The 21,113-nt window shown below is 64.5% G+C and carries 23 protein-coding genes and 2 riboswitches; of the genes, 11 read left to right on the forward strand and 12 right to left on the reverse strand.

Going from position 1 to position 21,113, the window contains the following annotated elements:
* Nucleotides 1-15 precede the first annotated feature (15 nt).
* Nucleotides 16-1,503 carry a F0F1 ATP synthase subunit beta gene (gene atpD / locus B2V17_RS08430; RefSeq protein WP_292996898.1) on the forward strand — a complete coding sequence of 496 codons (1,488 nt, stop codon included), beginning with the start codon at nt 16-18 and terminating at the stop codon, nt 1,501-1,503.
* Nucleotides 1,504-1,508: 5 nt separating this feature from the next.
* Nucleotides 1,509-1,766: an ATP synthase F1 subunit epsilon gene (locus B2V17_RS08435; protein ID WP_292996899.1), complete on the forward strand. Its 258-nt coding sequence runs from the start codon at nt 1,509-1,511 to the stop codon at nt 1,764-1,766.
* 108 nt (nt 1,767-1,874) lie between these two features.
* Here the strand turns inward: B2V17_RS08435 and B2V17_RS08440 are convergent, their stop codons facing one another.
* The 3 genes from B2V17_RS08440 to B2V17_RS08450 are packed head-to-tail and all read right to left on the reverse strand — an operon-like array spanning nt 1,875 to nt 4,144.
* Nucleotides 1,875-2,708, reverse strand: coding sequence for a PhzF family phenazine biosynthesis protein (locus B2V17_RS08440; protein ID WP_292996900.1), 834 nt, complete (start codon nt 2,706-2,708; stop codon nt 1,875-1,877).
* Between the two features lie 3 nt (nt 2,709-2,711).
* Complete coding sequence (locus tag B2V17_RS08445; protein ID WP_292996901.1) at nt 2,712-3,185, reverse strand: DUF6265 family protein; 474 nt, start codon at nt 3,183-3,185, stop codon at nt 2,712-2,714.
* A gap of 59 nt (nt 3,186-3,244) precedes the next feature.
* Nucleotides 3,245-4,144 (reverse strand): DMT family transporter, encoded by a 900-nt coding sequence (locus B2V17_RS08450; protein ID WP_292996902.1) that lies wholly within the window; start codon nt 4,142-4,144, stop codon nt 3,245-3,247.
* A gap of 120 nt (nt 4,145-4,264) precedes the next feature.
* Between B2V17_RS08450 and B2V17_RS08455 the strand changes: the two genes are divergently transcribed.
* From B2V17_RS08455 to B2V17_RS08480, 6 genes are all read left to right on the forward strand, one after another.
* Entirely contained in the window at nt 4,265-5,260 is a 996-nt protein-coding gene (locus tag B2V17_RS08455; protein ID WP_292996903.1) for a glycosyltransferase family 2 protein, read from the forward strand.
* Nucleotides 5,257-6,933, forward strand: coding sequence for a hypothetical protein (locus B2V17_RS08460; protein WP_292996904.1), 1,677 nt, complete (start codon nt 5,257-5,259; stop codon nt 6,931-6,933). The genes B2V17_RS08455 and B2V17_RS08460 overlap by 4 nt, the downstream gene beginning before the upstream one ends.
* A gap of 3 nt (nt 6,934-6,936) precedes the next feature.
* Nucleotides 6,937-7,818: a hypothetical protein gene (locus B2V17_RS08465; RefSeq protein ID WP_292996905.1), complete on the forward strand. Its 882-nt coding sequence runs from the start codon at nt 6,937-6,939 to the stop codon at nt 7,816-7,818.
* On the forward strand, nt 7,815-8,957 hold the full coding sequence (locus tag B2V17_RS08470) for a glycosyltransferase (protein WP_292996906.1): 1,143 nt from the start codon (nt 7,815-7,817) through the stop codon (nt 8,955-8,957). Before B2V17_RS08465 ends, B2V17_RS08470 begins: the two co-directional genes overlap by 4 nt.
* Nucleotides 8,957-9,769 (forward strand): class I SAM-dependent methyltransferase, encoded by an 813-nt coding sequence (locus B2V17_RS08475; protein ID WP_292996907.1) that lies wholly within the window; start codon nt 8,957-8,959, stop codon nt 9,767-9,769. The genes B2V17_RS08470 and B2V17_RS08475 overlap by 1 nt, the downstream gene beginning before the upstream one ends.
* 129 nt (nt 9,770-9,898) lie before the next feature.
* Nucleotides 9,899-11,422 carry a CpaF family protein gene (locus tag B2V17_RS08480; protein ID WP_292996908.1) on the forward strand — a complete coding sequence of 508 codons (1,524 nt, stop codon included), beginning with the start codon at nt 9,899-9,901 and terminating at the stop codon, nt 11,420-11,422.
* Here B2V17_RS08480 and B2V17_RS08485 read toward each other — a convergent pair.
* On the reverse strand, nt 11,419-11,646 hold the full coding sequence (locus B2V17_RS08485) for a hypothetical protein (RefSeq protein ID WP_292996909.1): 228 nt from the start codon (nt 11,644-11,646) through the stop codon (nt 11,419-11,421). The two genes, B2V17_RS08480 and B2V17_RS08485, sit on opposite strands and share 4 nt — an antisense overlap.
* 22 nt (nt 11,647-11,668) lie before the next feature.
* Between B2V17_RS08485 and B2V17_RS08490 the strand changes: the two genes are divergently transcribed.
* The 3 genes from B2V17_RS08490 to B2V17_RS08500 all read left to right on the forward strand — a co-directional run bounded on the left by B2V17_RS08490 (nt 11,669) and on the right by B2V17_RS08500 (nt 14,092).
* Nucleotides 11,669-12,574: a DMT family transporter gene (locus B2V17_RS08490; RefSeq protein WP_292996910.1), complete on the forward strand. Its 906-nt coding sequence runs from the start codon at nt 11,669-11,671 to the stop codon at nt 12,572-12,574.
* A gap of 80 nt (nt 12,575-12,654) precedes the next feature.
* On the forward strand, nt 12,655-12,786 hold the full coding sequence (locus B2V17_RS08495; protein WP_292996911.1) for an entericidin A/B family lipoprotein: 132 nt from the start codon (nt 12,655-12,657) through the stop codon (nt 12,784-12,786).
* Nucleotides 12,758-14,092, forward strand: a complete 1,335-nt coding sequence (locus B2V17_RS08500; RefSeq protein WP_292996912.1) for a hypothetical protein — start codon at nt 12,758-12,760, stop codon at nt 14,090-14,092. Before B2V17_RS08495 ends, B2V17_RS08500 begins: the two co-directional genes overlap by 29 nt.
* Here the strand turns inward: B2V17_RS08500 and B2V17_RS08505 are convergent, their stop codons facing one another.
* The 8 genes from B2V17_RS08505 to gcvT form a co-directional block, all read right to left on the reverse strand.
* On the reverse strand, nt 14,093-14,545 hold the full coding sequence (locus B2V17_RS08505; protein WP_292996913.1) for an ABA4-like family protein: 453 nt from the start codon (nt 14,543-14,545) through the stop codon (nt 14,093-14,095).
* 28 nt (nt 14,546-14,573) lie between these two features.
* A complete protein-coding gene (locus B2V17_RS08510) occupies nt 14,574-15,395 on the reverse strand; it encodes an FkbM family methyltransferase (RefSeq protein ID WP_292996914.1) in 822 nt (273 codons plus the stop codon).
* A gap of 86 nt (nt 15,396-15,481) precedes the next feature.
* Entirely contained in the window at nt 15,482-15,988 is a 507-nt protein-coding gene (locus tag B2V17_RS08515) for a CcdC protein domain-containing protein (protein WP_292996915.1), read from the reverse strand.
* A gap of 11 nt (nt 15,989-15,999) precedes the next feature.
* Nucleotides 16,000-17,562, reverse strand: coding sequence for an aminomethyl-transferring glycine dehydrogenase subunit GcvPB (gcvPB, locus tag B2V17_RS08520; protein WP_292996916.1), 1,563 nt, complete (start codon nt 17,560-17,562; stop codon nt 16,000-16,002).
* Entirely contained in the window at nt 17,559-18,917 is a 1,359-nt protein-coding gene (gene gcvPA / locus B2V17_RS08525) for an aminomethyl-transferring glycine dehydrogenase subunit GcvPA (protein ID WP_292996917.1), read from the reverse strand. The genes gcvPB and gcvPA overlap by 4 nt, the downstream gene beginning before the upstream one ends.
* Nucleotides 18,918-18,938: 21 nt before the next feature.
* Complete coding sequence (locus tag B2V17_RS08530) at nt 18,939-19,286, reverse strand: hypothetical protein (RefSeq protein ID WP_292996918.1); 348 nt, start codon at nt 19,284-19,286, stop codon at nt 18,939-18,941.
* Nucleotides 19,287-19,351: 65 nt separating this feature from the next.
* On the reverse strand, nt 19,352-19,723 hold the full coding sequence (gcvH, locus tag B2V17_RS08535) for a glycine cleavage system protein GcvH (protein WP_292996919.1): 372 nt from the start codon (nt 19,721-19,723) through the stop codon (nt 19,352-19,354).
* Nucleotides 19,724-19,733: 10 nt separating this feature from the next.
* Nucleotides 19,734-20,867, reverse strand: a complete 1,134-nt coding sequence (gcvT, locus tag B2V17_RS08540) for a glycine cleavage system aminomethyltransferase GcvT (RefSeq protein ID WP_292996920.1) — start codon at nt 20,865-20,867, stop codon at nt 19,734-19,736.
* A 29-nt stretch (nt 20,868-20,896) separates the two neighbouring features.
* A riboswitch (glycine riboswitch) is annotated at nt 20,897-21,001 on the reverse strand.
* Nucleotides 21,002-21,095: riboswitch (glycine riboswitch) on the reverse strand.
* Nucleotides 21,096-21,113 lie beyond the last annotated feature (18 nt).

Below are 21,113 nucleotides of genomic sequence, written 5' to 3' on the forward strand. Positions count from 1 at the left end.
GGTAAGGAACAGACCATGGCAACCGCCGCTCCCAAGACCCGCAAGAAGGCCGCTCCGGCCGCCGCAGCCAGCACCGCGACCGGCAAGATCAGCCAGGTCATCGGCGCCGTCGTCGACGTCAGCTTCGAAGGTGAGCTGCCGGCGATTCTCTCGGCGCTGGAAACCGACAACAACGGCAACCGCCTGGTGCTCGAAGTTGCCCAGCACCTCGGCGAAAACACCGTGCGCACCATCGCGATGGACGCCACCGACGGGCTGACCCGCGGCCAGGCAGTTACCGCCACCGGCGCGCAGATCTCGGTCCCCGTCGGTCCGATGACGCTGGGCCGGATCATGAACGTGATCGGCGAACCGATCGACGAGCAGGGGCCGGTGAACGCCGCCAAGCGCAACCCGATCCACGCCGAAGCCCCGCTGTTCGTCGACCAGTCGACCGAAGCCGCGATCCTGGTCACCGGCATCAAGGTGATCGATCTGCTCGCGCCTTATGCGCGCGGCGGCAAGATCGGCCTGTTCGGCGGCGCGGGCGTGGGCAAGACCGTGCTGATCCAGGAACTGATCAACAACATCGCCAAGGGCCACGGCGGCGTCTCGGTCTTCGCAGGCGTGGGTGAACGCACCCGCGAAGGCAACGACCTCTACCACGAATTCCTCGACGCCGGCGTTATCGCCAAGGATGCCGACGGCAACCCGACCCCGGAAGGTTCGAAGGTTGCGCTGGTGTTCGGCCAGATGAACGAACCCCCGGGCGCCCGCGCCCGCGTCGCGCTCTCGGGCCTGACCATGGCCGAATACTTCCGCGACGAAGAAGGCCAGGACGTGCTGTTCTTCGTCGACAACATCTTCCGCTTCACCCAGGCGGGTTCGGAAGTGTCGGCGCTGCTGGGCCGTATTCCTTCGGCGGTGGGCTATCAGCCGACCCTCGCGACCGACATGGGCGCGCTGCAGGAACGCATCACCTCGACCAACAAGGGCTCGATCACCTCGGTGCAGGCGATTTACGTCCCCGCGGACGACCTTACCGACCCTGCCCCGGCCACCTCGTTCGCCCACTTGGACGCCACCACCACGCTGAACCGCGCGATCTCGGAACTGGGCATCTACCCGGCCGTCGATCCGCTCGATTCGACCAGCCGCGTGCTGACCCCGGCCGTAGTCGGCCAGGAGCACTATGACGTGGCCCGCCGCGTTCAGGAAACCCTGCAGAAGTACAAGTCGCTGCAGGACATCATCGCGATCCTCGGCATGGACGAACTGAGCGAAGAAGATAAGCTCACCGTCGCCCGCGCCCGCAAGATTCAGCGCTTCCTCTCGCAGCCGTTCCACGTCGCCGAAGTCTTCACCAACATCCCGGGCAAGTTCGTCCAGGTCGAAGACACCGTGAAGAGCTTCAAGGCTGTGGTCGATGGTGAATACGATCACCTCCCCGAAGCCGCATTCTACATGGTCGGCGGGATCGATGAGGCGGTCGAGAAGGCCAAGAAGCTGGCTGAGGACGCGTAAGCATCATGGCCCTGCACTTTGAACTCGTCACGCCGGCACGGCTCGTGCGGTCCGAGGATGTCCACATGGTGGTCGTACCCGGCACCGAAGGCGAGTTCGGCGTGCTCGAAGGCCACGCGCCCTTCATGTCGACCGTCCGCGACGGCACACTGCGGATCTACAAGACCGAGGGCGGCGCTCCGGAAGAAATCGAGGTCCAGGGCGGCTTCGCCGAAGTCGGCGCAAACGGCCTGACCGTGCTGGCGGAGCATGTTGAGAGCTGAGGATTTCAGCGACCCAGCGAAAAGAAAGGGGCGGTCCGATGGGCCGCCCTTTCCTTTCTGATCCTTCCCTTTTCCACAGAAGTGACGTTCGCCGAAAATGGGAAGGAGCTAGAGCGTTACGCTCCCCTCCACGCAGGTCACGCATTGCCCGCCTACGTGCACATCCGCGCCATCGATGCGGATCGAGATAGAACCATCACGCCCAACCTGACGGCCCTGGCTGGCGACATAGCTGTCCCCATCGCCCACCTGCCCCGCCGCCAGACGAAACGCCGCGACAGCACCGTTACCGCTGCCGCAGACCGGGTCTTCGGCGATGCCGTCGCCGGGGGCAAAGCTGCGCACGACCACGCGGTCCCCTTCCACCGCATAGATCGACGCGCCGGTCATCCCCAGCGGCACATAATAGGCGGCAAGCCGTGCGGCGTCGTGATCGAGAGTCTCCAGATCGGCCACACTGGCCAGCTCGGCTACCAGCCAGGTCGGCCCGACATTCACTGCCTTTGCCGCGCCCTTGATCGGCGTGCCAATCCAGGCGGTGGCCTCGGGGTCAGACAGTTCTTCCAGGGCGTAGCGCGGCAGTTTGAACGACAGGCCCTGCTCAGCCACGTTCAGGTCAACCAACCCGACCGCGCATTGCTGAACCAGCCGGCCCTCCCGCGCGTTCGCCAGTCCGGCTTGCAGCACTGCATGGGCACTGCCCAGCGTCGGGTGCCCGGCGAAGGGCAGCTCGGCCTTGGGGGTGAATATCCGCACCCGGTAACCGGCAGCAGGATCGGTCACCGGCAGAACGAAGGTGGTCTCGCTCAGGTTGGTCCAGTTGGCGAAGGCCTGCATCTCGGCATCCGACAGCCCTTCCCCATCAAGCACAACGGCCACCGGGTTACCCTTGTAGGGAACTGCGGTAAAGACATCGATCTGCGCGAATTTGCGGCTACGCATTGGTCATTCCACTCCATCGCGCGGCGGGATCACCGGGCGGTAGTTGAAGCGCATCGCATCGCTGCCGTCGATCCGCGAGATTTCGGCCATCAGCAGCTGGCCTTGCCGCCAATAGCGGATCCGCTGCGGATAATCGTGCGCCGGATTGGCGAACTCGATCGCTTCCTCGCTGATCAGCACCAGCGGAAATTCCACTGCGGGCTTGCCCTGCGGCTGGGCGAAGAAGCTCAGCTTGCCGTCGGATTTGAAGCGGATCTGGGTCACTTCCCAGCTTTGCAACTGCGGGCCAAAACCGATCCGCGCCAGCCCCAGCATGATTCCGCCGCGCGGATCGGTCCAGACCTCGTCGAACCAGTTGGCTCCATCCTCCATCATCCAGGTCCCTGCCATCCAGCCCGGCAGTTCGGGCTTGGCCAGGGTTTGCGCCGAGGCGGGCGCGGCAAACAGCAGAAGGGCGGCGGCAATCAGCGTTCTCATGGGAATTTCCTTGCCCTTGGCCGGATGAACCGCGGGTTTAGCGCGCGATCGGGCCTGGCTCAATCGGTGATGGCCGGTTCACGCACTTGCCCGGCACGCCACAGATAAATCCCTGCAGCCACGATGATCGCCGCTCCCAGCATGGTCATTGCATCGGGGTGCGTATCGAACCACAGCCAGCCGAGAACGGTTGCGACCAGCAGCTGGATGTATGTTGCCGGAGCCACCGCTGCCGCCCCGGCGCGGGTCGTGCCAAGGTAGATCAGCCAGTGTGCGCAGGTTGCCGACACCGCAACGAAGCCGCAGCGGGCAATTATGCTCCAGTGCGGCCAGCCGATCGCAAATCTTTCCACCCCGGTCTTGGCGAAGAGCGGAGCGGCGATCAGCAAGATCGGGGCAGCGAAGGCCGCGACCCAGAATTGCATCGCCAGGGCCGAGGCGGTTCCGGCTACCGCGCGGTTACCAATGATCAGCAGGCTAAAGGTAATTGCAGAAAAGATCGGCAACACGGCCCACCACCCAGCTTCGGCCAGGTTGGGTCGCAGAATCACCAGAACCCCGCCAAAGGCCAGGGCCGACGCGATCAAGGTCTGGCGCCGCAGCGGCTCCCCCAGCAACAAGGCGGCCAGAAACGCCGTGAACATCGGTGTGGTGAAGCCTATCGCCGTTGCTGTCGCCAATGGCAGAACGAACAGCGAGGTAAAGAAGATCGTCGAAGAAACGGCTAGCGCTGCCCCGCGCCCGAACTGAGCGCGCGGCCGGGCCAGCCGGAAACCAGTCCGGCCTTCGCGCGCAGCCAGCAACGCAGCTAGCCCCACCGCCGCCAGGCTGAAACGCAATGCAGCAATTGCCACCGGTGACCATTGCCCCGCCATGGTTTTAATCACCGCGTCGCCGAATGACAGCGCGGAAAAGCCCGCGAGCGCATAGAGCAACCCGGCCCGTTCGTTCTGCCGCAAGTGAATGACCCTCCTCCGGCGGCTCTAATCGGGCAATGCGGACAGCGCCAGAGGTTTACCCGCTGTTAAACAGTCATGCTTAACAACCCCTAACCAACCGGCGGTTCGAATGGGGCAATAGTGACCAAGTTGATCATCCAGATCCCGTGCTTCAACGAGGCGGAAAGCCTGCCCGGCACGCTGATTGCGCTGCCGCGCCGCCTGCCCGGGATCGATTGCATCGAAGTGCTTGTGATCGACGACGGCAGCCACGATGGCACCGCCGAGGTCGCGCGCCGGTTTGGCGTGCATCACGTGGTCCGGCACCGCCGTAACCGCGGCCTTGCCGCCGCGTTCCAGAGCGGGATCGACGCTGCTCTGGCCGCCGGGGCCGACATCGTGGTCAATACCGACGCCGATGGACAGTATGCCGGCGAGGACATCGCCAAGCTGGTCGCGCCGATTGTCGCACATGAAGCCGATCTGGTGATCGGCGACCGCGGCGTGAGCGAAAACGCCCATTTCGGGCCATTCAAGCGTCGGCTCCAGCGGCTTGGCAGCGCCGTCGTCCGCCGCCTGTCCGGCACCGAGGTGACCGACGCGGTCAGCGGGTTCCGCGCGATCAGCCGCGCCGCCGCCCAGCGGATCACGATCACCACCGAATTTTCCTATACCACCGACATGCTGATCCAGGCCGGGCGAAAGCGCTTCAAGATCGTCAGCGTGCCGGTGCGGACCAATGCGACAGAGCGTCCGAGCCGCCTGTTCAAGTCGATCCCGCAGTTCATTGTCCGCCAGCTGCTGACCATGACCCGGGCCTATGCCACCTACAACCCGCTGCGCACCTTTGCGCTGATCGGCGGTCTGGTCAGCCTGATCGGGCTGGCCCCGATCGTGCGGTTCCTGTGGTTCTGGGCCATCGGTGACGGCAATGGCCATGTCCAGTCGCTGGTGCTGGGCGGATCGCTGCTGGTGCTAGGCGTGCTGACCGGGCTGATGGGCCTGCTGGCCGAGCTGATCGGCGCGAACCGCAAGCTGCTCGAGGCGACACTCAGCCACGTGCGCAAGCTGGAAGACCGACTGGCGGAGCTCGAACCCCGGGAACCTGCCGAAACGGATCGGAAGCGCCGGGCATGAACGCGGTCCGGGCCACCCGGATCCGCTTGCCGCTTGCCCCGCCTGCCGATGTGCGGCGGGAGCGCACCGCCGTGCTGGCGGTATTCACCGCAATCCTGCTGCTGCAGCTGGAGCTGGTTTTCAATCGACCGATCAACTGGGACGAATTCTGGCACCTCAGCCTGGTCCATACCCAGGATCAAGGCCGGATGACCGAAGTGTTGCAGGTGCTGCACATCCGCGCGCTGGGCTGGATCGCAGCGCTGCCGCTTGATGAGATCGGCCAGATCCGCGTCGCCCGGCTGGTCATGTTTTGCTGCGAGGCCTTCACGCTCTGCGCGATCTATGGCCTGGCCCGGCTGTTCGCCCAGGCCCGCATCGCACTGCTTGCTCCGTTGCTCTACCTGTCGGCTGGAAACGTGTTTCAGCACGGCATGTCGTTCCGCGCCGATCCGTTGGTCACCGCCCTCCTGATGGCCGCGCTGTGGCTGCTTGCCGCCAGCCGGCTCAATGCCAGAGCTCTTGCCGGAATGGCGGTGCTGCTCGCGCTCGCCATGTTTGCCACGATCAAGGCTGCGCTCTATGCCCCGGCCTTCGCAATGCTGGCCTGGCACCGGATTCGGCAAAGCGACCGCCCCGGCAATCTCACCCTGCAACTGGCTGCCATGGCCGCCCTTGCGGCAGCCTTGCTCGCTGCCCTGATCGCCGCGTCACAGGCCTATGTGCCACCCACACTTACCGGCGGCGCGGCGGATACGGTAAAGACATCACGCGACATGCTGCTGGCCGAAGGGCTATTTCCGCGCTGGCCCTATATCGTCCTGACGATCGGCACCGCGCCGATCTTCGCCGTCGCGCTGGCAGCCGCACTGCCGGCTTTGCGACGCGGTGGCTTGGTGTCAAGCCGCCGGCTGGCCTTGGCCGGGCTGATCCTGCCATTGCTGAGTGTGGCGTTCTACCGGAACGCCTTTCCCTATTACTACGCCTTCATCCTCGCCCCGGTCGCGGTTGGTATGGTGCCCGGGATCGCCTGGCTGGCGCGCCGCTATTCGGCCCGAACCGTGGCGTTCGGCTGCCTGATCGGCTGCGTTATTCTCTCGGCAATTACCCCGCGCGGAGTGCAGGACGATCAGCGTGCCGTACTGCGCGAGGTCCATCGCCTGTTTCCCCGGCCCGTGGGCTATTTCGACTTTGCCGGAATGGTATCCGCCTTTCCCAAGGCCAATGTGTTCATGAGCACCTGGGGCCAGACCCGCTACCGCAAGGGGGAGACCGAGAGCTATGCACAGGCAATCGTGCGCCGTGACGTGCCGCTTTTGCTGACCAACAACAATGTGCTGATGCGCAACCAGTCCGATGCCGGCCCGGCGTGGGAACTGCTGCCAGCCGACGCGGCGCTGCTGCGCACGGCCTACCTCCAGCACTGGGGCCCGATCTGGATCGCCGGCCGCCGCTTCGGCCCGGGATCTGCCGCACAGGACTTTGTACTGCCATCGGCAGGACCTTACCGGCTACAAGGCGCCGCAGCCGAAATCGATGGCCGCCGGATCGAGCCCGGCAGCACCGTGAACCTTGGCCGCGGCCAACACCGCTTCGTGCCGCTGGGCCCCGGCGAAACCGAGCTCCGGTGGGAAAGCAATCTGCCCCGCCCCATGGCACCCGCACCGGTCGACGCACCGTTCAAGGACTTCTGACAAATGCCCGCGCGCAATCTTGCCCTTTCAGGCCTGGTTCGCCGGGTGCAAGCCTTGCGCAATTGGGCTCAGGTCCGGCGCGGCCCGCTGCTGATAGCGGCGCTAGCGTTGTTCTTTGCCGGGACCTGGCTTTCCGTGCGCCAGCTCGGACTATCGCCGCGTACACTGCAAGGCGGCCCGTTGCTGATCCAGATGGCAATCGCCCCGCTCTCGCTGCTGTACGCCGGGATCGGCATGCACCTGCTGGCGCGCAGTGCGCAGGTGCCGATGCCGCTGGGCCAGGCGACTGCCCTGTCGGCCTGGGCAACCCTGGCCGAAGCGCTGCCGCTGCCCGGTGGAGCAATGGTCCGTGCCGGTGCACTGATGGCCAAAGGGACCGGCCTCGCGCGCAGCTCGGCGCTGGTGCTCGCCAATGCGCTGCTGTGGATCTCGCTCGCCGCGCTGGGTTGCGGTCTGGTCCTGCTCGGCCATGGACAAGGTGCCGCCGGACTGCTGGCCTTCGGCGGAACGATCGGCTCGGCAGTCTGCTTCGGCTGGCTGACCCGCACTTCGGGTCTGGCGCTGGCCATGCAGACCCTTGCTCACCGCCTCTCGGGCATGGCGCTGATCGCGGTCCGCCTGCACTTCGCTTTCCTGACCCTCGGCGTGACAATGCCGCTCGCCGACACGCTGCCCTTTGCGCTGGCCAACATCGCCGGATCGGCCGCCTCGATCGCGCCTGCCGGCCTCGGGATCAGCGAGACGCTGGCCGCTGCCGCCGCTGGCACGGTCAAGGTCGCACCGGGCGCGGCCTTCCTGGCAGTCGGGCTTGATCGGCTGATCTGCCTCGCCGCCAGCGGCCTGCTGGCCCTGGCCACCGCCCGGCAGCGGAGCGCTGCGGCATGACCGGGCACCGATTTCTCGTTTGGGGCACCTTCGACACCGGCAAGCCGCGCGTGCGGATGCTGGTCGAGGCGCTGCGGCTGAATGATCCCGCGCTCCCCGTGATCCACTGCAATCCCTGGGCCGGAATCGAGGACAAGAGCCAGGTAAAGGGCCTGGCCGCCCGGCTGGCGCTGCTGCTGCGCTGGCTGCTGACCTATCCGGCGCTGATCGCGGCCTATCTGCGCGCGCCCCGCCACGAAGTTGTAGTGGTGCCCTACCCAGGCAATCTCGACGTGCTGGTGCTGTGGCCGCTGGCCCGGCTGCGCGGGGCGAAGATCTGCTGGGACATGTTCCTTTCGCTTTACGATACGGCGGTGATCGACCGCGCTATGGTGGGGCGCGGCGGAATGCTCGCGCGGCTGATCCGTGCCGCCGAATGGCTCTCGACCCGCGCCGCCGACCGGATCCTGCTCGATTCCCGCGCCCATGCCGATTACATCGCCGATCTGTTCCACCTGCCGGCTGCCAAAGTGGGCGCCTTTCAGGTTGGTGCCGAGACCGAGCTGTTCGTCCGCGCAGCGCAACCACCCGCCACCACGCCGCTCGATGTGCTGTTCTACGGCCAGTTTATCCCGCTCCACGGGCTCGATACGATCATTGCCGCGATCGCCCAGATCGAACAGGATGAAACTGCGCCGCCGCTTACCTTCACGATTGTCGGACAAGGCCAGGAACAGCCTCGGATCGATGCACTGATCGCCCGCCAAGGCCTGCGCTCGGTCAAGCGGACCAACTGGGTCGATTTCGCCGATCTGCCGGCCCTGATCGACCGCTCCTCGTTCTGCCTCGGCGTCTTCGCCCGCGATGGTAAGGGCACTCGCGTGATCCCCAACAAGGTGTTCCAGATCCTTTCGGTCGGTCGTCCGCTGATCACCATGGATAGCCCGGCCATCCGCGAGCTGGTTTCGCCGGGACCTGCCCTGAGACTGGTGCCGCCGGGCGATGCCGCGGCGCTGGCCGACGCAATCCTCTCGCTTGCGCGCGACCTTTCCGCCCCCGGCGGCGCTGCCGCGCTTCATCAATCCGCCATTGCCGCCATGCCCCGTGTCGGTGCATCTGCAATCGGCGCCCAGTTTCTTGCAGCCACGGAGTCCCTTTGATGTCCACTGCCACCCCGGCCAACCCTGCCCTGACCATCGACCGCCAATTCGGCGCGGTGCTCGAAGGCCGCTGGGTCCCTGCCCCGCGCTTTGTCCTGCGCCGCGACCGCGTTCTGCCGTTGGTCGAACGCATGCCGGCCGGACGGGTGATCGAGGTCGGCTGCGGCTCGGGCGCGCTGCTGCGCGAACTCGCCCAGCGCGGGCATGAATGCATTGGGCTGGAAACGTCGCCCGATGCGGTTGATGTCGCAGGACAAATGCTCGCCGGTTTCCCCAAAGCGCGGGTCCTGGCAAAGGCCGAGCCCGGCTGGGAAAAGACCTTCGACCTGCTGATGGCCTTCGAAGTGCTTGAGCATATCGAGGATGATCATGGCGCTCTGAAGAATTGGGTCCGCTGGCTGAAACCGGGCGGCAAGGTGATCCTTTCGATGCCGGCACATATGGCGATGTGGAGTCAGCGCGACGCCTGGGCCGGGCATTACCGCCGCTATGGCAAGGAAGAAATGATCCGTCTGGCCGAAGCGGCGGGACTGATGGTTGAAAAGCTCGAATGTTATGGCTTTCCGTTGTCCAACCTGACCCATTGGCTCGGCAACGTGTCGGTGCGCGGACAGGACTATGCCGGGGGCGGGATGAGCCAGGAAGAAGCCACCGCCGCCAGCGGAACCGACCGGACCACCGCGATCAAGTATTTCCCGTGGCAGCGCTCGCTGCTTGGCCGAGCGATAATGGGGACCGCCTGCCAGATCCAGCGCCCGTTCCTTGGGACCCGACTAGGGGATGGCTACCTGTTGGTGGCGACCAGGACCTGACAACCAAGGGAAAATCGCCGGTTCATTAGGAAATATTCAAAGTTTCCGCCTTATTCACCATTCCCGTAAGGCCGTAGGTATCCATACCGATGGCATTCAGACCGCAGAATTCCGGGGGATAGAGCCACGATGAGCGCATTTGGCCGACGCAATGGTGCAGGAGGCATGGCCCCTGGCGCGCGCCCGCAATTCGGCGTTGCCCGCCCGATGAAGGGCGGCTTCGGCGGTAACGAATCTTCCGGAGGGGACCAGTTCCCGCCGCTGCCGGGCGAAGAAGCCGCCGCGCTGCCCCCGCTTGAAGGCGGCGGTCAGGCGACCAAGGCCGACGCGATGACCCGTCTGCAGGACCGGGTCAACGGCGTGGTCGAGAACCAGCATCAGGCTGAAGGCTTTGAAGCATCGGTTCACAAGATCAAGGAACAGGTGCTTCCCCGTCTGCTCGAACGCGTCGATCCCGAAGCGGCGGCGACGCTAACCAAGGACGAGCTCAGCGAAGAGTTCCGCCCGATCATCCTAGAAGTGCTGGCCGAATTGAAGGTCACGCTCAACCGGCGTGAGCAGTTCGCGCTGGAAAAGGTCCTGATCGACGAACTGCTGGGCTTTGGCCCGCTGGAAGAATTGCTCAACGATCCGGACGTGTCCGATATCATGGTCAACGGTCCGGACCAGACTTACATCGAAAAGAAGGGCAAGCTGACGCTGGCCCACATCCGCTTCCGCGACGAGAACCACCTGTTCCAGATCGCCCAGCGGATCGTCAACCAGGTCGGCCGCCGTGTTGACCAGACCACGCCGCTGGCCGACGCCCGCCTCAAGGACGGCAGCCGCGTCAACGTGATCGTCCCTCCGCTCAGCCTGCGCGGCACCGCGATCTCTATTCGTAAGTTCTCCGAAAAACCGATCACCATCGACATGCTCAAGGACTTCGGTTCGATGAGCGAGAAGATGGCGACCTGTCTGAAGATTGCCGGCGCCTGCCGGATGAACATCGTCATTTCGGGCGGTACCGGCTCGGGTAAAACGACCATGCTCAACGCCCTGTCGAAGATGATCGACCCGGGCGAGCGCGTGCTGACGATCGAAGACGCAGCCGAACTTCGCCTGCAGCAGCCGCACTGGCTGCCGCTTGAAACCCGCCCGCCGAACCTGGAAGGCCAGGGCGCGATCACCATCGGCGATCTTGTGAAGAACGCGCTGCGTATGCGTCCTGACCGGATCATCCTGGGCGAAATCCGTGGCGCGGAGTGTTTCGACCTGCTCGCCGCGATGAACACCGGTCACGATGGCTCGATGTGTACGCTCCACGCCAACAGCCCGCGTGAATGCCTGGGCCGTATGGAAAACATGATCCTGATGGGCGACATCAAGATCCCCAAGGAAGCCATTTCGCGCCAGATCGCCGAATCGGTCGATCTGATCGTCCAGGTCAAGCGCCTGCGCGACGGTTCGCGCCGCACCACCGAGATCACCGAGGTGATCGGGATGGAAGGCGACGTGATCGTCACCCAGTCGCTGTTCAAGTTCGAATACCTTGACGAAAGCGACGACGGCAAGATCATCGGCGAATTCCGCTCGAGCGGGCTGCGCCCCTATACGCTTGAAAAGGCCCGCCAGTTCGGGTTCGACCAGGCCTACCTCGAAGCCTGCCTCTAAACGAAATAAGGTCCGAACACCGCCGTCAGGAAGGCCAAAAAGGCTGACCAGAAGGCGATGTCGCGCCATGGCATCCAGCCAACCGCATCGGCATCGCTGCGGGTCATCCGGCGGCGATCGCCCCGCCAGGCGACTATGGCCAGGCAAACCAGACTGAACGACAGCAGCGACGAACGCACCCAGGCCTCGTCAAGCCAGTCCGATATCGTTGCTTGCCAGTCCATTCCCCGCCGTTAGATCGGGCGGGTGCATCCTGTCCAGAAGCCCCTATACGCGCTCGGCCTTCGACTGCTTGCAGTCATGGTGCTCTCGACGCTGGTAATGGTGGTCAAATATACCGCCGCAAGCGGTGTAGCGTTCCCGGAGATTCTCTTCTGGCGGCAAGTGCCTTCGGCGCTTTTGATCCTGGCTTGGCTTGGACTGCGCGGCCAGATCGGTAGGCTCAAATCCCAGCGACTGCCCAGCCATGCCCGGCGCGCGCTGCTGGGCATGACCGGCATGTTCTTTACTTTCGGCGCACCAGTGCTGCTGCCGCTGGCGGTTGCAACAACGCTGGGCTTTACCACGCCGATCTTCGCGGTGATCCTCTCTGCGTTGTTGCTCAAAGAACGGGTCGGCCCGGTTCGCTGGCTGGCAGTTGCCCTGGGCTTTGCCGGCGTGGTGATCATCGCCCAGCCAGGCCACACTGTCATTCCCGCCTTCGGGGCCTTCGTGGGGCTGGGCGCGGGGTTCATGGTCGCGCTGATTTCGATCCAGGTTCGCGATCTGGGGCGGACCGAGGAATCGCTTTCGATCGTGTTCTGGTTTGCGGCGATCTCCGCGCCGATTCTGACGCTGGGCCTGCCGTTCTATGCCAGCGCGCACAGTGCCTGGCAGTGGTTCCTGCTGATCGGCGGCGGTGTGCTCGGGCTGATCGGGCAGCTGCTGCTCACCGCGTCACTGCGCTACGGGCAGGTCGCCAGTGTAATCGTGATGGATTATTCCGCGTTGATCTGGGCAACCCTTTACGGCTGGGCAATCTGGGACGAGCTGCCGCCAACCGCGACCTGGTTGGGAGCCCCCGCGATCATCGCCGCCGGAGCGGTAATCGCCTGGCGGGAGCATCTCCATCACCGCCGCTTGCCCCCTGCTGCGGTGAATAGCGCTGAATGAGCGATGGCAAGGGAGCCCTGCAGTTGTGCTAAGAGTTGTGATGGTACAAATTGATCATTGAGCAATTCAAGGAGAGTCCTTTGGTTCGCAAACTCCTGCTCGCATGCGCGATGACCAGCCTGGTACTGACCGCGACGGCCTGCAACACCGTAAAGGGTCTTGGCCGCGATATTGAATCGGTTGGTGAGGCGGGCGACCGCGCCGTCAAGTAGCTACCCCGTTCGACCAGCGCCATTTGGCGGTTCGTCGATCCGATATTTGTCTCTTGCGACAAATGATTTAGGCAGGCTTCCGAAGTATTTCGCTTTGGGAGCCTGCCTGATGTCATTCGCCCCTCGCCTGCTCTTTGCCGCAGCGGCGCTCGCCCTTGCATCCCCCTCGCTAGCGCAGGACATTGTTGTCAAAGGCAAGCCGGTAGCCGAAACTGCGGCGGACCTAGCCGCTTGTCTGAAGCGCGATTGTCCTCCGGATGAAGACATCAAAGCCACGCTCGCCCATGCGGAGAACCTGTTTGTAAATGGGGATTACAAGACCGCGCAGCGCACGCTCCACGCCTCGATGGGGCGCAACCGCAAGCACGGCGAGGCGTACCCTTTGCAAGTCTCTGACCTGTTCCGAGCGAATAGCCGGGTGGCCGAACATATGGGTGAAGCGCGTGATTATCAGCTCTCCACGCTCGACATGCGCAACACCTTGCGAGACAGCTTCGGCAAGGATGATTTCCGCACTCTGGTAGCGGACATCGAAGTGGGGGACAGCCGCGCCAAGTTGGGTTTCTCAGAAGAAGCCGAAAAGATGTACCGCGATGTTGAAAAGCGGGCGCTGGCGGCGAAGCAGTTCCGCGTTGCCAGCTTTGCCCGCGTACGGCTCGCTACGGTCGCGCGCAATCGCTATGATCTGGAACCGACGAGTGCCAACCGCAAGGAACTCGACAAACGGCTCACGCTGGTGACAGACAATCCTTTGCCGGGCGGTGAGGAATTCGTGCTGGCTGCAAAGGTCCTGCGAGCGAAGTCCGACCGCAAGCATGGCTCCACCGCCAGCACCGACGAATTGGTCAAAGAGTTCGCTGCCAAAGGGGGGGCTAGCCGACCCTTGCTGCTCTATAGCGAACCGCTTGCGCGCGATGATCCCCGCAGCGCTGGCTGGCCAGACGGCTTTGACAACACCCGCAACGCCAGCCTTGGCACTTCCACAAATCGCTATGGCCAGTGGGTAGATGTGGGCTTTTGGATTGGTCAGAACGGCAAGGTTTCGGACATTGAGGTCTTGCGCGCCAAGGGCGACAGCGCTTGGGCAAAACCGGTGCTGCGGAACATTTCGCGCCGGGTCTATGCTCCGCTCAAGACCGATGGCGACAGCACGCCTGGTTTCTACATGATCGAGCGTTATACCCTGACAGCGCGAGTCACCGACGGAGCTACCGGAACGCACTTGCGAACCCGGGAATTGACCCCGCGAATTGAGCGCATCGATTTAACCGAGGACCCCGCCGAACCGGCAAAAAGCGGCGGTTGATCAGCCCCGCCCAAGCCGCCGCGCCGCGGGTTTGCGCAAGACCAGCCAGGCCAGCAGACCAACCGGGCCGACTAGGAAGGTCATCAGCAGGAATGGCGCCTGGACGAGCCGGGGAAACTGCTTTGCGTCGGCGTCACGGGCGATCCACAGTCCGGTGAACAGGTCAAAAGCAAGGTAGTGGGTCCAGCCGATCACCAGCCCGCCGTCGCTGAGGAAGAACTGCCGCACTCCTTCGATCGAAGTCAGATCCAGCCTGCCAGCCGCCGCCATGCCGCCCGGCTCGACCTGGCCAGTCACGAACAAGGCAAAGCACACGGTATAGATCAGGCACAGCAGTCCGACCCCAAGATAGAGGATCGCGCTGTGAGTCAACGGCTTGCGCGGGAAGACCAGCAACAGTACCCAGGCCACCATCGCCAGGCCGTTGGTGAATGAAAACAGCGAATCCCACACCGCACCGCGCCTCCTTCAGGCGCCCGGCTTATCCTTCAAGGTGCCGAAAGCACAGCACCAATTCGCCGTCGAGCAAGTAGTCAAAGCGGTGCGGGGCGAGCGCGCGGAAGAAGTTCACCGTCGATCCGCTCCACGGGAACGCCCAGTCGTCAGGTTCCAGCACGATCAGGTCGGTTTTGGTCACCCAATCGATATTGCCCGAGAAGACTTCGGCCTGAGCACCCTCGATGTCGAGCTTCACGATCCACGGCTGGCCGCCAGGGACCATCGCGACCAGATCGTCGATAGTATGGGCCGGAACCGCGCCCGGCGCGTCGGCATCGCAATATTCGGTCTGCAGCCCGGCACTGCCGCGTTCGTGCGCAATCACCCGGCAATGGCCGGAGCGCGACCCGACCGCGCCCTGCACCACGGTAGCCCTGCCTGTTGCCAGTTCCGCAGCATTGGCCCGCAGCACCCGGTCATTGTCGGCATCGGGCTCTACCGAAACGATTTGGGCAAAGGGAAAATCGCGGGCAAAGCTGCGCAGCGCCAGCCCGATGTTGCCGCCGCCATCGATGATCACCGGCACACCGTCTGCGGCCTGGATCGCCTCGGCCCGGCGCAGCAGCTCGGCCATCTGGGCGAACTTGGCGATATCGTACTGACGCTGGACCAGACACTGCCAGAAGATCGAATAGTCCGAGCGGGTCGGGCGCAGCCAGACCGGACCATCGAAATCCGGAACCACGACCGGACGGGCGGCCATGGTTACATCGCCGCCCGCGCCGGTCACCCCAAGCCCTAGCCGCAGCCCATGGACCGGGCCGAAGCGCTTCAGGAAATTCGGCAATCGGGCAAGCTTTTCCATGGCGGTCCCCCGCGGGCCGAAAGGTCTGCCCGCCAGCCCCGCTCAATCGCAGCAATGTCTTGAAATCGCCTTAAGCTGGGCCGGTTTCAGCCGTGCGGAACCGCCTTGGCGCGTTGCCACAGGGTCCAGCGCAAGGCCACGACCATACCCAGCGCAAAACCGAGCATGCCATCGGTCAGCAACACCGCGGCGCTCGACATGTGCCCGGCGGCGTCGGCATTGGCATCAATCCCGAGGCCAGCCGCGAGGGAGCGGCGGGCGAAGATGATCACCAGGATGAACAGCAGCGCCGCCGGCGATTGCCGGACCATCACTTCGCCACTGGTGGCATCGCGTTCCAGGTGCATCAGATCGCCGCGCTTCCAACCAACGATCGCCCCGATCGCGATCCCGACCAGGATCAGCAGCCAGCCGGTGCCGCTGGGCGGCATGGAAAGCACCAACAGCGCAAAGACAGCCATGACCAGCACCGGCGCGATCAGCATCCGCAGCGGCCTGAACGGAACGGGCCGCTTGAGGCTGCGGAACCGCAGGGCGAAAACTATGCCGATCACCAGCAGCGGCAGCCAGGTCTGCAGGGATGACTGGTCCATTTCGGTTCCCCCTAGGCGGGCTGATCGCCCTTCCACACCAGCACGGGCTTACGCGCCGCCTGGGTTTCGTCAAGCCGCCGGCGCGGGGCAAAGTGCGGCGCGCTTTTCAGCGCGGGATCGCCCTGCTTCGCCCGCTGCGCCAGGCTGCGCAGCGAAGCGATGAACCGGTCGAGCCCGGCCTTGCTCTCGGTCTCGGTCGGTTCGACCAGCATCGCGCCGTGGACCACCAGCGGGAAATAGACCGTCATGGGGTGGAAGCCCTCGTCGATCAGGCCCTTGGCGATGTCGAGCGTGGAGAAACCATCGGCCAGCCCGGCATCGCTGAACAGCGCCTCGTGCATGCACGGGCCGCTGGCGCCGAACGGCGCATCAAGCTCGCCATCCAGGCTGCGCAGCACGTAGTTGGCGTTGAGCACCGCATCCTCGGCCACTTGCCGCAGCCCGTCGGCCCCGTGGCTTAGGATGTAGGCCAAGGCCCGGGTGAACATGCCCATCTGGCCATGGAACGCCGCCATCCGGCCAAAGCCTTGCGGATGTTCGCTCGCCCCATCCTCTTCCTCGACCAGCCGGACCGAGCCATCGGCTTCGCGCACGGTATAGGGCAGCGGCCCGAACGGGCTGAGCGCCTTGGACAGGACCACCGGGCCGGAACCCGGCCCGCCGCCGCCGTGCGGGGTGGAAAAGGTCTTATGCAGGTTGATGTGCATCGCATCGATGCCGAGGTCGCCGGGGCGGACCTTGCCGACGATCGCGTTGAAATTGGCCCCGTCGCAATAGACATAGCCGCCCGCGGCATGGACCGCGTCGGAGATCGCCTTCATGTCGCGCTCGAACAGCCCGCAGGTGTTGGGATTGGTGATCATCACTCCGGCCACGTCCGGCCCCAGCCGCGCCAGCAGCGCCGCGAGATCGACCCGGCCTTCGGCATTGGCCGGGATGTTCTCGATCGCGAACCCGGCGAAGGCCGCCGTCGCGGGGTTGGTGCCGTGGGCGCTTTCGGGCACCAGCATGACCTTGCGGTCGTCACCGCGGGCCTGCAGCGCGGCCTTGATGCACAGCACCCCGCACAGTTCGCCGTGGGCTCCCGCTTTGGGGCTCATCGCCACGCCGTGCATGCCGGTCAGCTCGATCAGCCAGAACGCCAGCTGGTTGATCACTTCCAGCGCCCCCGGCACGGCCTGCTGTGGGCTGAGCGGGTGCAGATCGGCAAAACCGGGGAGCCGCGCGACCTTCTCGTTCAGCCGCGGATTGTGCTTCATGGTGCATGATCCGAGCGGGAACGGCCCGAGATCGATCGCATAGTTCTGGCGGCTGAGCCGGGTGTAATGGCGCACCGTTTCGGGTTCGCTGAGGCCGGGCAGCGCGAGCGGATCCTTGCGCAGGAACTTGCCCAGCGAAGTCAGCGGCGATGCCGCCGGTGGATCGAAATCGACCCCGGTGGTGCCCGGCGCGGCCAGTTCGAAAATCAGCGGTTCTTCCAGCATCAGCGCGCGGTCGCCGCTGGCGGTGACTTGGTCGGCGGCGTCCGCGCTGCCCATTTCCGGGCGCCAGCCGCTGGCGTTGGGGGCGTTCATGCCAGCACTCCTTCCAGCGCCGAGCCCAGCGCTTCGATATCCGCGTCGGTGGTCAGTTCGCTGGTGCAGACCAGCAGGCCGTTGGCCAGCTCTGGCGCATCCGGGTAAAGCCGCCCGAGAGACACCCCGCCGAGCACCTGGCGGTCGGCCATGCGGCGCACCGCATCGCGGGCATCGCTGGGGAGCACCACGGTGAATTCATTGACATAGGCGCTGTTGAGCACGCTGACGCCGGGCGCCTTGGCCAACCGCGTTGCCGCCTGCTGCGCGCGGGCATGGCTGACGCGGGCCAGCTGGCCCAGCCCCTCGCCGCCCAGCAAGGTCATGTGAATGCTGAAGGCCAGCGCGCAAAGCCCTGCATTGGTACAGATATTGCTGGTCGCCTTCTCACGCCGGATGTGCTGCTCGCGGGTGCTGAGCGTCAGCACGAAACCGCGCCGGCCCTCGGCATCGACCGTTTCGCCGCAGAGCCGCCCGGGCATCTGCCGGACGAACTTCTCGCGGCACCCGAACAGGCCAAGGTAGGGCCCGCCGAACTGCAGCCCGACGCCGAGCGACTGCCCTTCGCCCACCACGATATCGGCACCGAGGTTGCCCGGTGCTTCGATCAGGCCCAGCGCCACAGGCTCGGTAACCACCGCGACCAGCAGTGCGCCCTGGGCATGCGCCGCCTCGGCAATCGCTGCGAGATCGGTCACCCGGCCCAGGATGTCAGGATATTGCACCACCACGCAGGCGGTCTCGGCATCGATCGCGGCGATCACCCCGGCGGTATCGGGCTCGGCCTCAAGCCGGGGCGCGGCCCATTCGATCGTGTCGCCGGTGAACTTTGCCATGGTCCGAATTGTCGAAACGTAATGCGGGTGCAGGCCTGAACAGAGCACGGCCTTGCTGCGCTTGGTAACCCGCCCGGCCATGGCCACCGCTTCCCACGCCGCGGTCGAGCCATCGTACATCGAGGCATTGGCGATCTCGGTCCCCAGCAGCCGCGCAACCTGGGTCTGGAACTCGAACAGCACCTGCAAGGTGCCCTGCGCGATTTCCGGCTGGTAGGGCGTATAGGCGGTAAGGAATTCACCGCGCTGGATCAGGTGATCAACCGAGGCCGGAACATGATGACGATAGGCCCCCGCGCCAAGAAAGAACGGCACCGACCCGGCGCTGACGTTCTTGCCCGCCAGCGCCGCCATGTGCCGCTCCACCGCCATCTCGCTGGCGTGGTTGGGCAGGCCTGCAATCGGCCCGGCCAGGCGGGCCTCGACGGGCACATCGACGAACAGGTCATCGACCGTGGCAGCGCCGATCTGCTCAAGCATTTCAGCGCGGTTTTCTGCGGTTAGCGGGAGGTAGCGCATTCTAAAGGCCCTTCCTGGAATTCAGGCTGGTTCAATGGAGATAGGAATGATGTCGTCGACTCTGTCGTAACAAGTGTTCTGCCAAAAAAGGCGGCAGTCGTCGTTCAGCCGCCCCCGTATCTTTACGCGATGGAACTGCAGTGGGGCGGCCTTTTCATCAAATCCGCCTACAAAGCCGACGCCCAAGCCTCGCTCCACCGCTTTGGACCATTCGTCGGAATTCGAATCCATTTGGACGACCGTCAAAGCATCTTTCTGGGTAGGATAGAGACCGCAATTCAAACCGCTGCAAAGGCCGAGCCAGCCGACCACGGTCACTTCTTTGCCATCCCAGAAATAGATGTTTCTCAGAGCAGCATCGATATTCACGGCTTCGGATTTGGGAGGCGAGCAACTGGTAAGTATCGCCGCAAGGCCGATGAACAGTAGACTCCTCACAGTCCCGCCACGAACCCGTCGTAAGCAGCCCGGTCCATCAGCCCGTCCAGCTCGCCCGGATCGCTCAGCGTCAGGCGGAACAGCCAGCCGGAACCTTCGGCATCGGTGTTGACCAGCTCTGGCTCGCTATCGAGCGCGCCGTTGGCTTCGATTACCGTGCCGCTGACCGGCGCGTAAACGTCGCTGGCGGCCTTGACGCTGTCGACCACGCAGGGGGCATCGCCCTTCTTCACGGCGGCCCCGGCCTCGGGCAGTTCAACGAAGGTGATGTCACCGAGCTGGCCCTGGGCATAGTCGGTGATTCCGACCGTGCCGGTATCGCCATCAACGTCGATCCATTCGTGATCCTGGGTAAAGTAACGCGGCATCGGGAACTCCTTAGCGGTGATAGCGGTGAGGAACGAACGGCATGGCGACCACCCGGGCGGGAAGCCGCTTGCCGCGAACGTCGATTTCAAGCGCAGTGCCGACTGCTGCCTGGGCGCGGTCGACATAAGCCATGGCGATGGGATGGCCGAGTGTGGGCGAGAATCCGCCCGAAGTCAGCACGCCAACTTTCTGATTGGCAGCATAAACCTCGGCCCCTTCGCGCGCGGCTTGGCGCCCTTCGAGCGCGAGCCCGACCCGAACCTGCGCGGTGCCGTCGGCCAGACCTTTGAGCACCCGTTCAGCACCGACAAACCCGCCTTCGCTGCGGCGGCGCTTGTTGACCGCGAAAAGCAGGTCGGCATCGACCGGTGAATGTTCGGGCGAAAGGTCGTGCCCGTAAAGCGGCAGACCGGCCTCCAGCCGCAGCGAATCCCGCGCGCCAAGCCCGATCGGCTTGACCTCCGGCTGCTCGCAGATCAGGTTGGCAATCCGCGCGGCATCGGCGGCCGGGATCGCGATTTCGAACCCGTCTTCGCCGGTATAGCCCGAGCGACTGATCCAGGCCTCGACACCATCGATCTTGAACTGCCCGCCCTTCATGAAGGTCAGCGCCGAGAGTGGCCATTCGCCGGTCGTGATCCGCTCCAGCGCGGCGGCGGCCTTGGGGCCTTGCAGCGCCAGCAGGGCGCTGTCGTCGAGGTGGGTGATCGTCACTTCATCGGGCAAGTGCTCGCGCAAATGGGCAATGTCGTCCCACTTGGTCGCACCGTTGACCACCAGGTAGAACCCTGAATTCCAGCGCGTAACCATCAGGTCGTCAAGAATGCCGCCATCTTCGTCAAGCAGCATCGAATAGCGCGGGCCAAAAGGCTTCAGCGTCGCCAGATCGATCGGCAGCACGGCTTCAAGTGCAGCTTCGACGCCCTCACCCGAGATGAACAGCTGGCCCATGTGGCTGACATCGAACAGCCCGGCGCTTTCGCGCGTCCAAAGGTGCTCAGCGAGAATTCCCTCGTACTGGACCGGCATCCAGTAGCCCGCGAACTCGACCATCCGCCCGCCTCGCGCACTGTGCCAGTCATCGAGCGGCAAGGTCCCGGTCTCGGGTTCGAAAAATTCGGAATCGGTATCGACTTCGGACACAGGCACAGCTCCGCAATGAACGCGTTTTCTGTGCCCCCTCTGTCACGGAAACCTGAGAGCTTTCCCCTGAAGCAAGTTCAGGGTTACCCCTTCGGCGGCCTGCCAGGCGGCAGACACTTTCCAGAGCGTCACTATTGATCCACGCGGTCCATTGGCCTGAGAGATTCCGGGGCGGTTGCTCCTTCGGCGTCTGGTGACGAATCACCAGAACTCTCCCGCGCGATCAGCGACGCTGATGGGCATTAC

Origin of the sequence: Novosphingobium sp. UBA6272, assembly GCF_002440635.1 — a bacterium.
Taxonomy (GTDB): domain Bacteria; phylum Pseudomonadota; class Alphaproteobacteria; order Sphingomonadales; family Sphingomonadaceae; genus Novosphingobium.

Coding starts and splice junctions, on each gene's coding strand:
- atpD (WP_292996898.1), top strand. CDS start 16: ATGGCAACCGCCGCTCCCAAGACCCGCAAGAAGGCCGCTCCGGCCGCC.
- B2V17_RS08435 (WP_292996899.1), top strand. CDS start 1,509: ATGGCCCTGCACTTTGAACTCGTCACGCCGGCACGGCTCGTGCGGTCC.
- B2V17_RS08440 (WP_292996900.1), bottom strand. CDS start 2,708: ATGCGTAGCCGCAAATTCGCGCAGATCGATGTCTTTACCGCAGTTCCC.
- B2V17_RS08445 (WP_292996901.1), bottom strand. CDS start 3,185: ATGAGAACGCTGATTGCCGCCGCCCTTCTGCTGTTTGCCGCGCCCGCC.
- B2V17_RS08460 (WP_292996904.1), top strand. CDS start 5,257: ATGAACGCGGTCCGGGCCACCCGGATCCGCTTGCCGCTTGCCCCGCCT.
- B2V17_RS08465 (WP_292996905.1), top strand. CDS start 6,937: ATGCCCGCGCGCAATCTTGCCCTTTCAGGCCTGGTTCGCCGGGTGCAA.
- B2V17_RS08470 (WP_292996906.1), top strand. CDS start 7,815: ATGACCGGGCACCGATTTCTCGTTTGGGGCACCTTCGACACCGGCAAG.
- B2V17_RS08475 (WP_292996907.1), top strand. CDS start 8,957: ATGTCCACTGCCACCCCGGCCAACCCTGCCCTGACCATCGACCGCCAA.
- B2V17_RS08480 (WP_292996908.1), top strand. CDS start 9,899: ATGAGCGCATTTGGCCGACGCAATGGTGCAGGAGGCATGGCCCCTGGC.
- B2V17_RS08485 (WP_292996909.1), bottom strand. CDS start 11,646: ATGGACTGGCAAGCAACGATATCGGACTGGCTTGACGAGGCCTGGGTG.
- B2V17_RS08510 (WP_292996914.1), bottom strand. CDS start 15,395: ATGGAAAAGCTTGCCCGATTGCCGAATTTCCTGAAGCGCTTCGGCCCG.
- B2V17_RS08515 (WP_292996915.1), bottom strand. CDS start 15,988: ATGGACCAGTCATCCCTGCAGACCTGGCTGCCGCTGCTGGTGATCGGC.
- gcvPB (WP_292996916.1), bottom strand. CDS start 17,562: ATGAACGCCCCCAACGCCAGCGGCTGGCGCCCGGAAATGGGCAGCGCG.
- gcvPA (WP_292996917.1), bottom strand. CDS start 18,917: ATGCGCTACCTCCCGCTAACCGCAGAAAACCGCGCTGAAATGCTTGAG.
- gcvH (WP_292996919.1), bottom strand. CDS start 19,723: ATGCCGCGTTACTTTACCCAGGATCACGAATGGATCGACGTTGATGGC.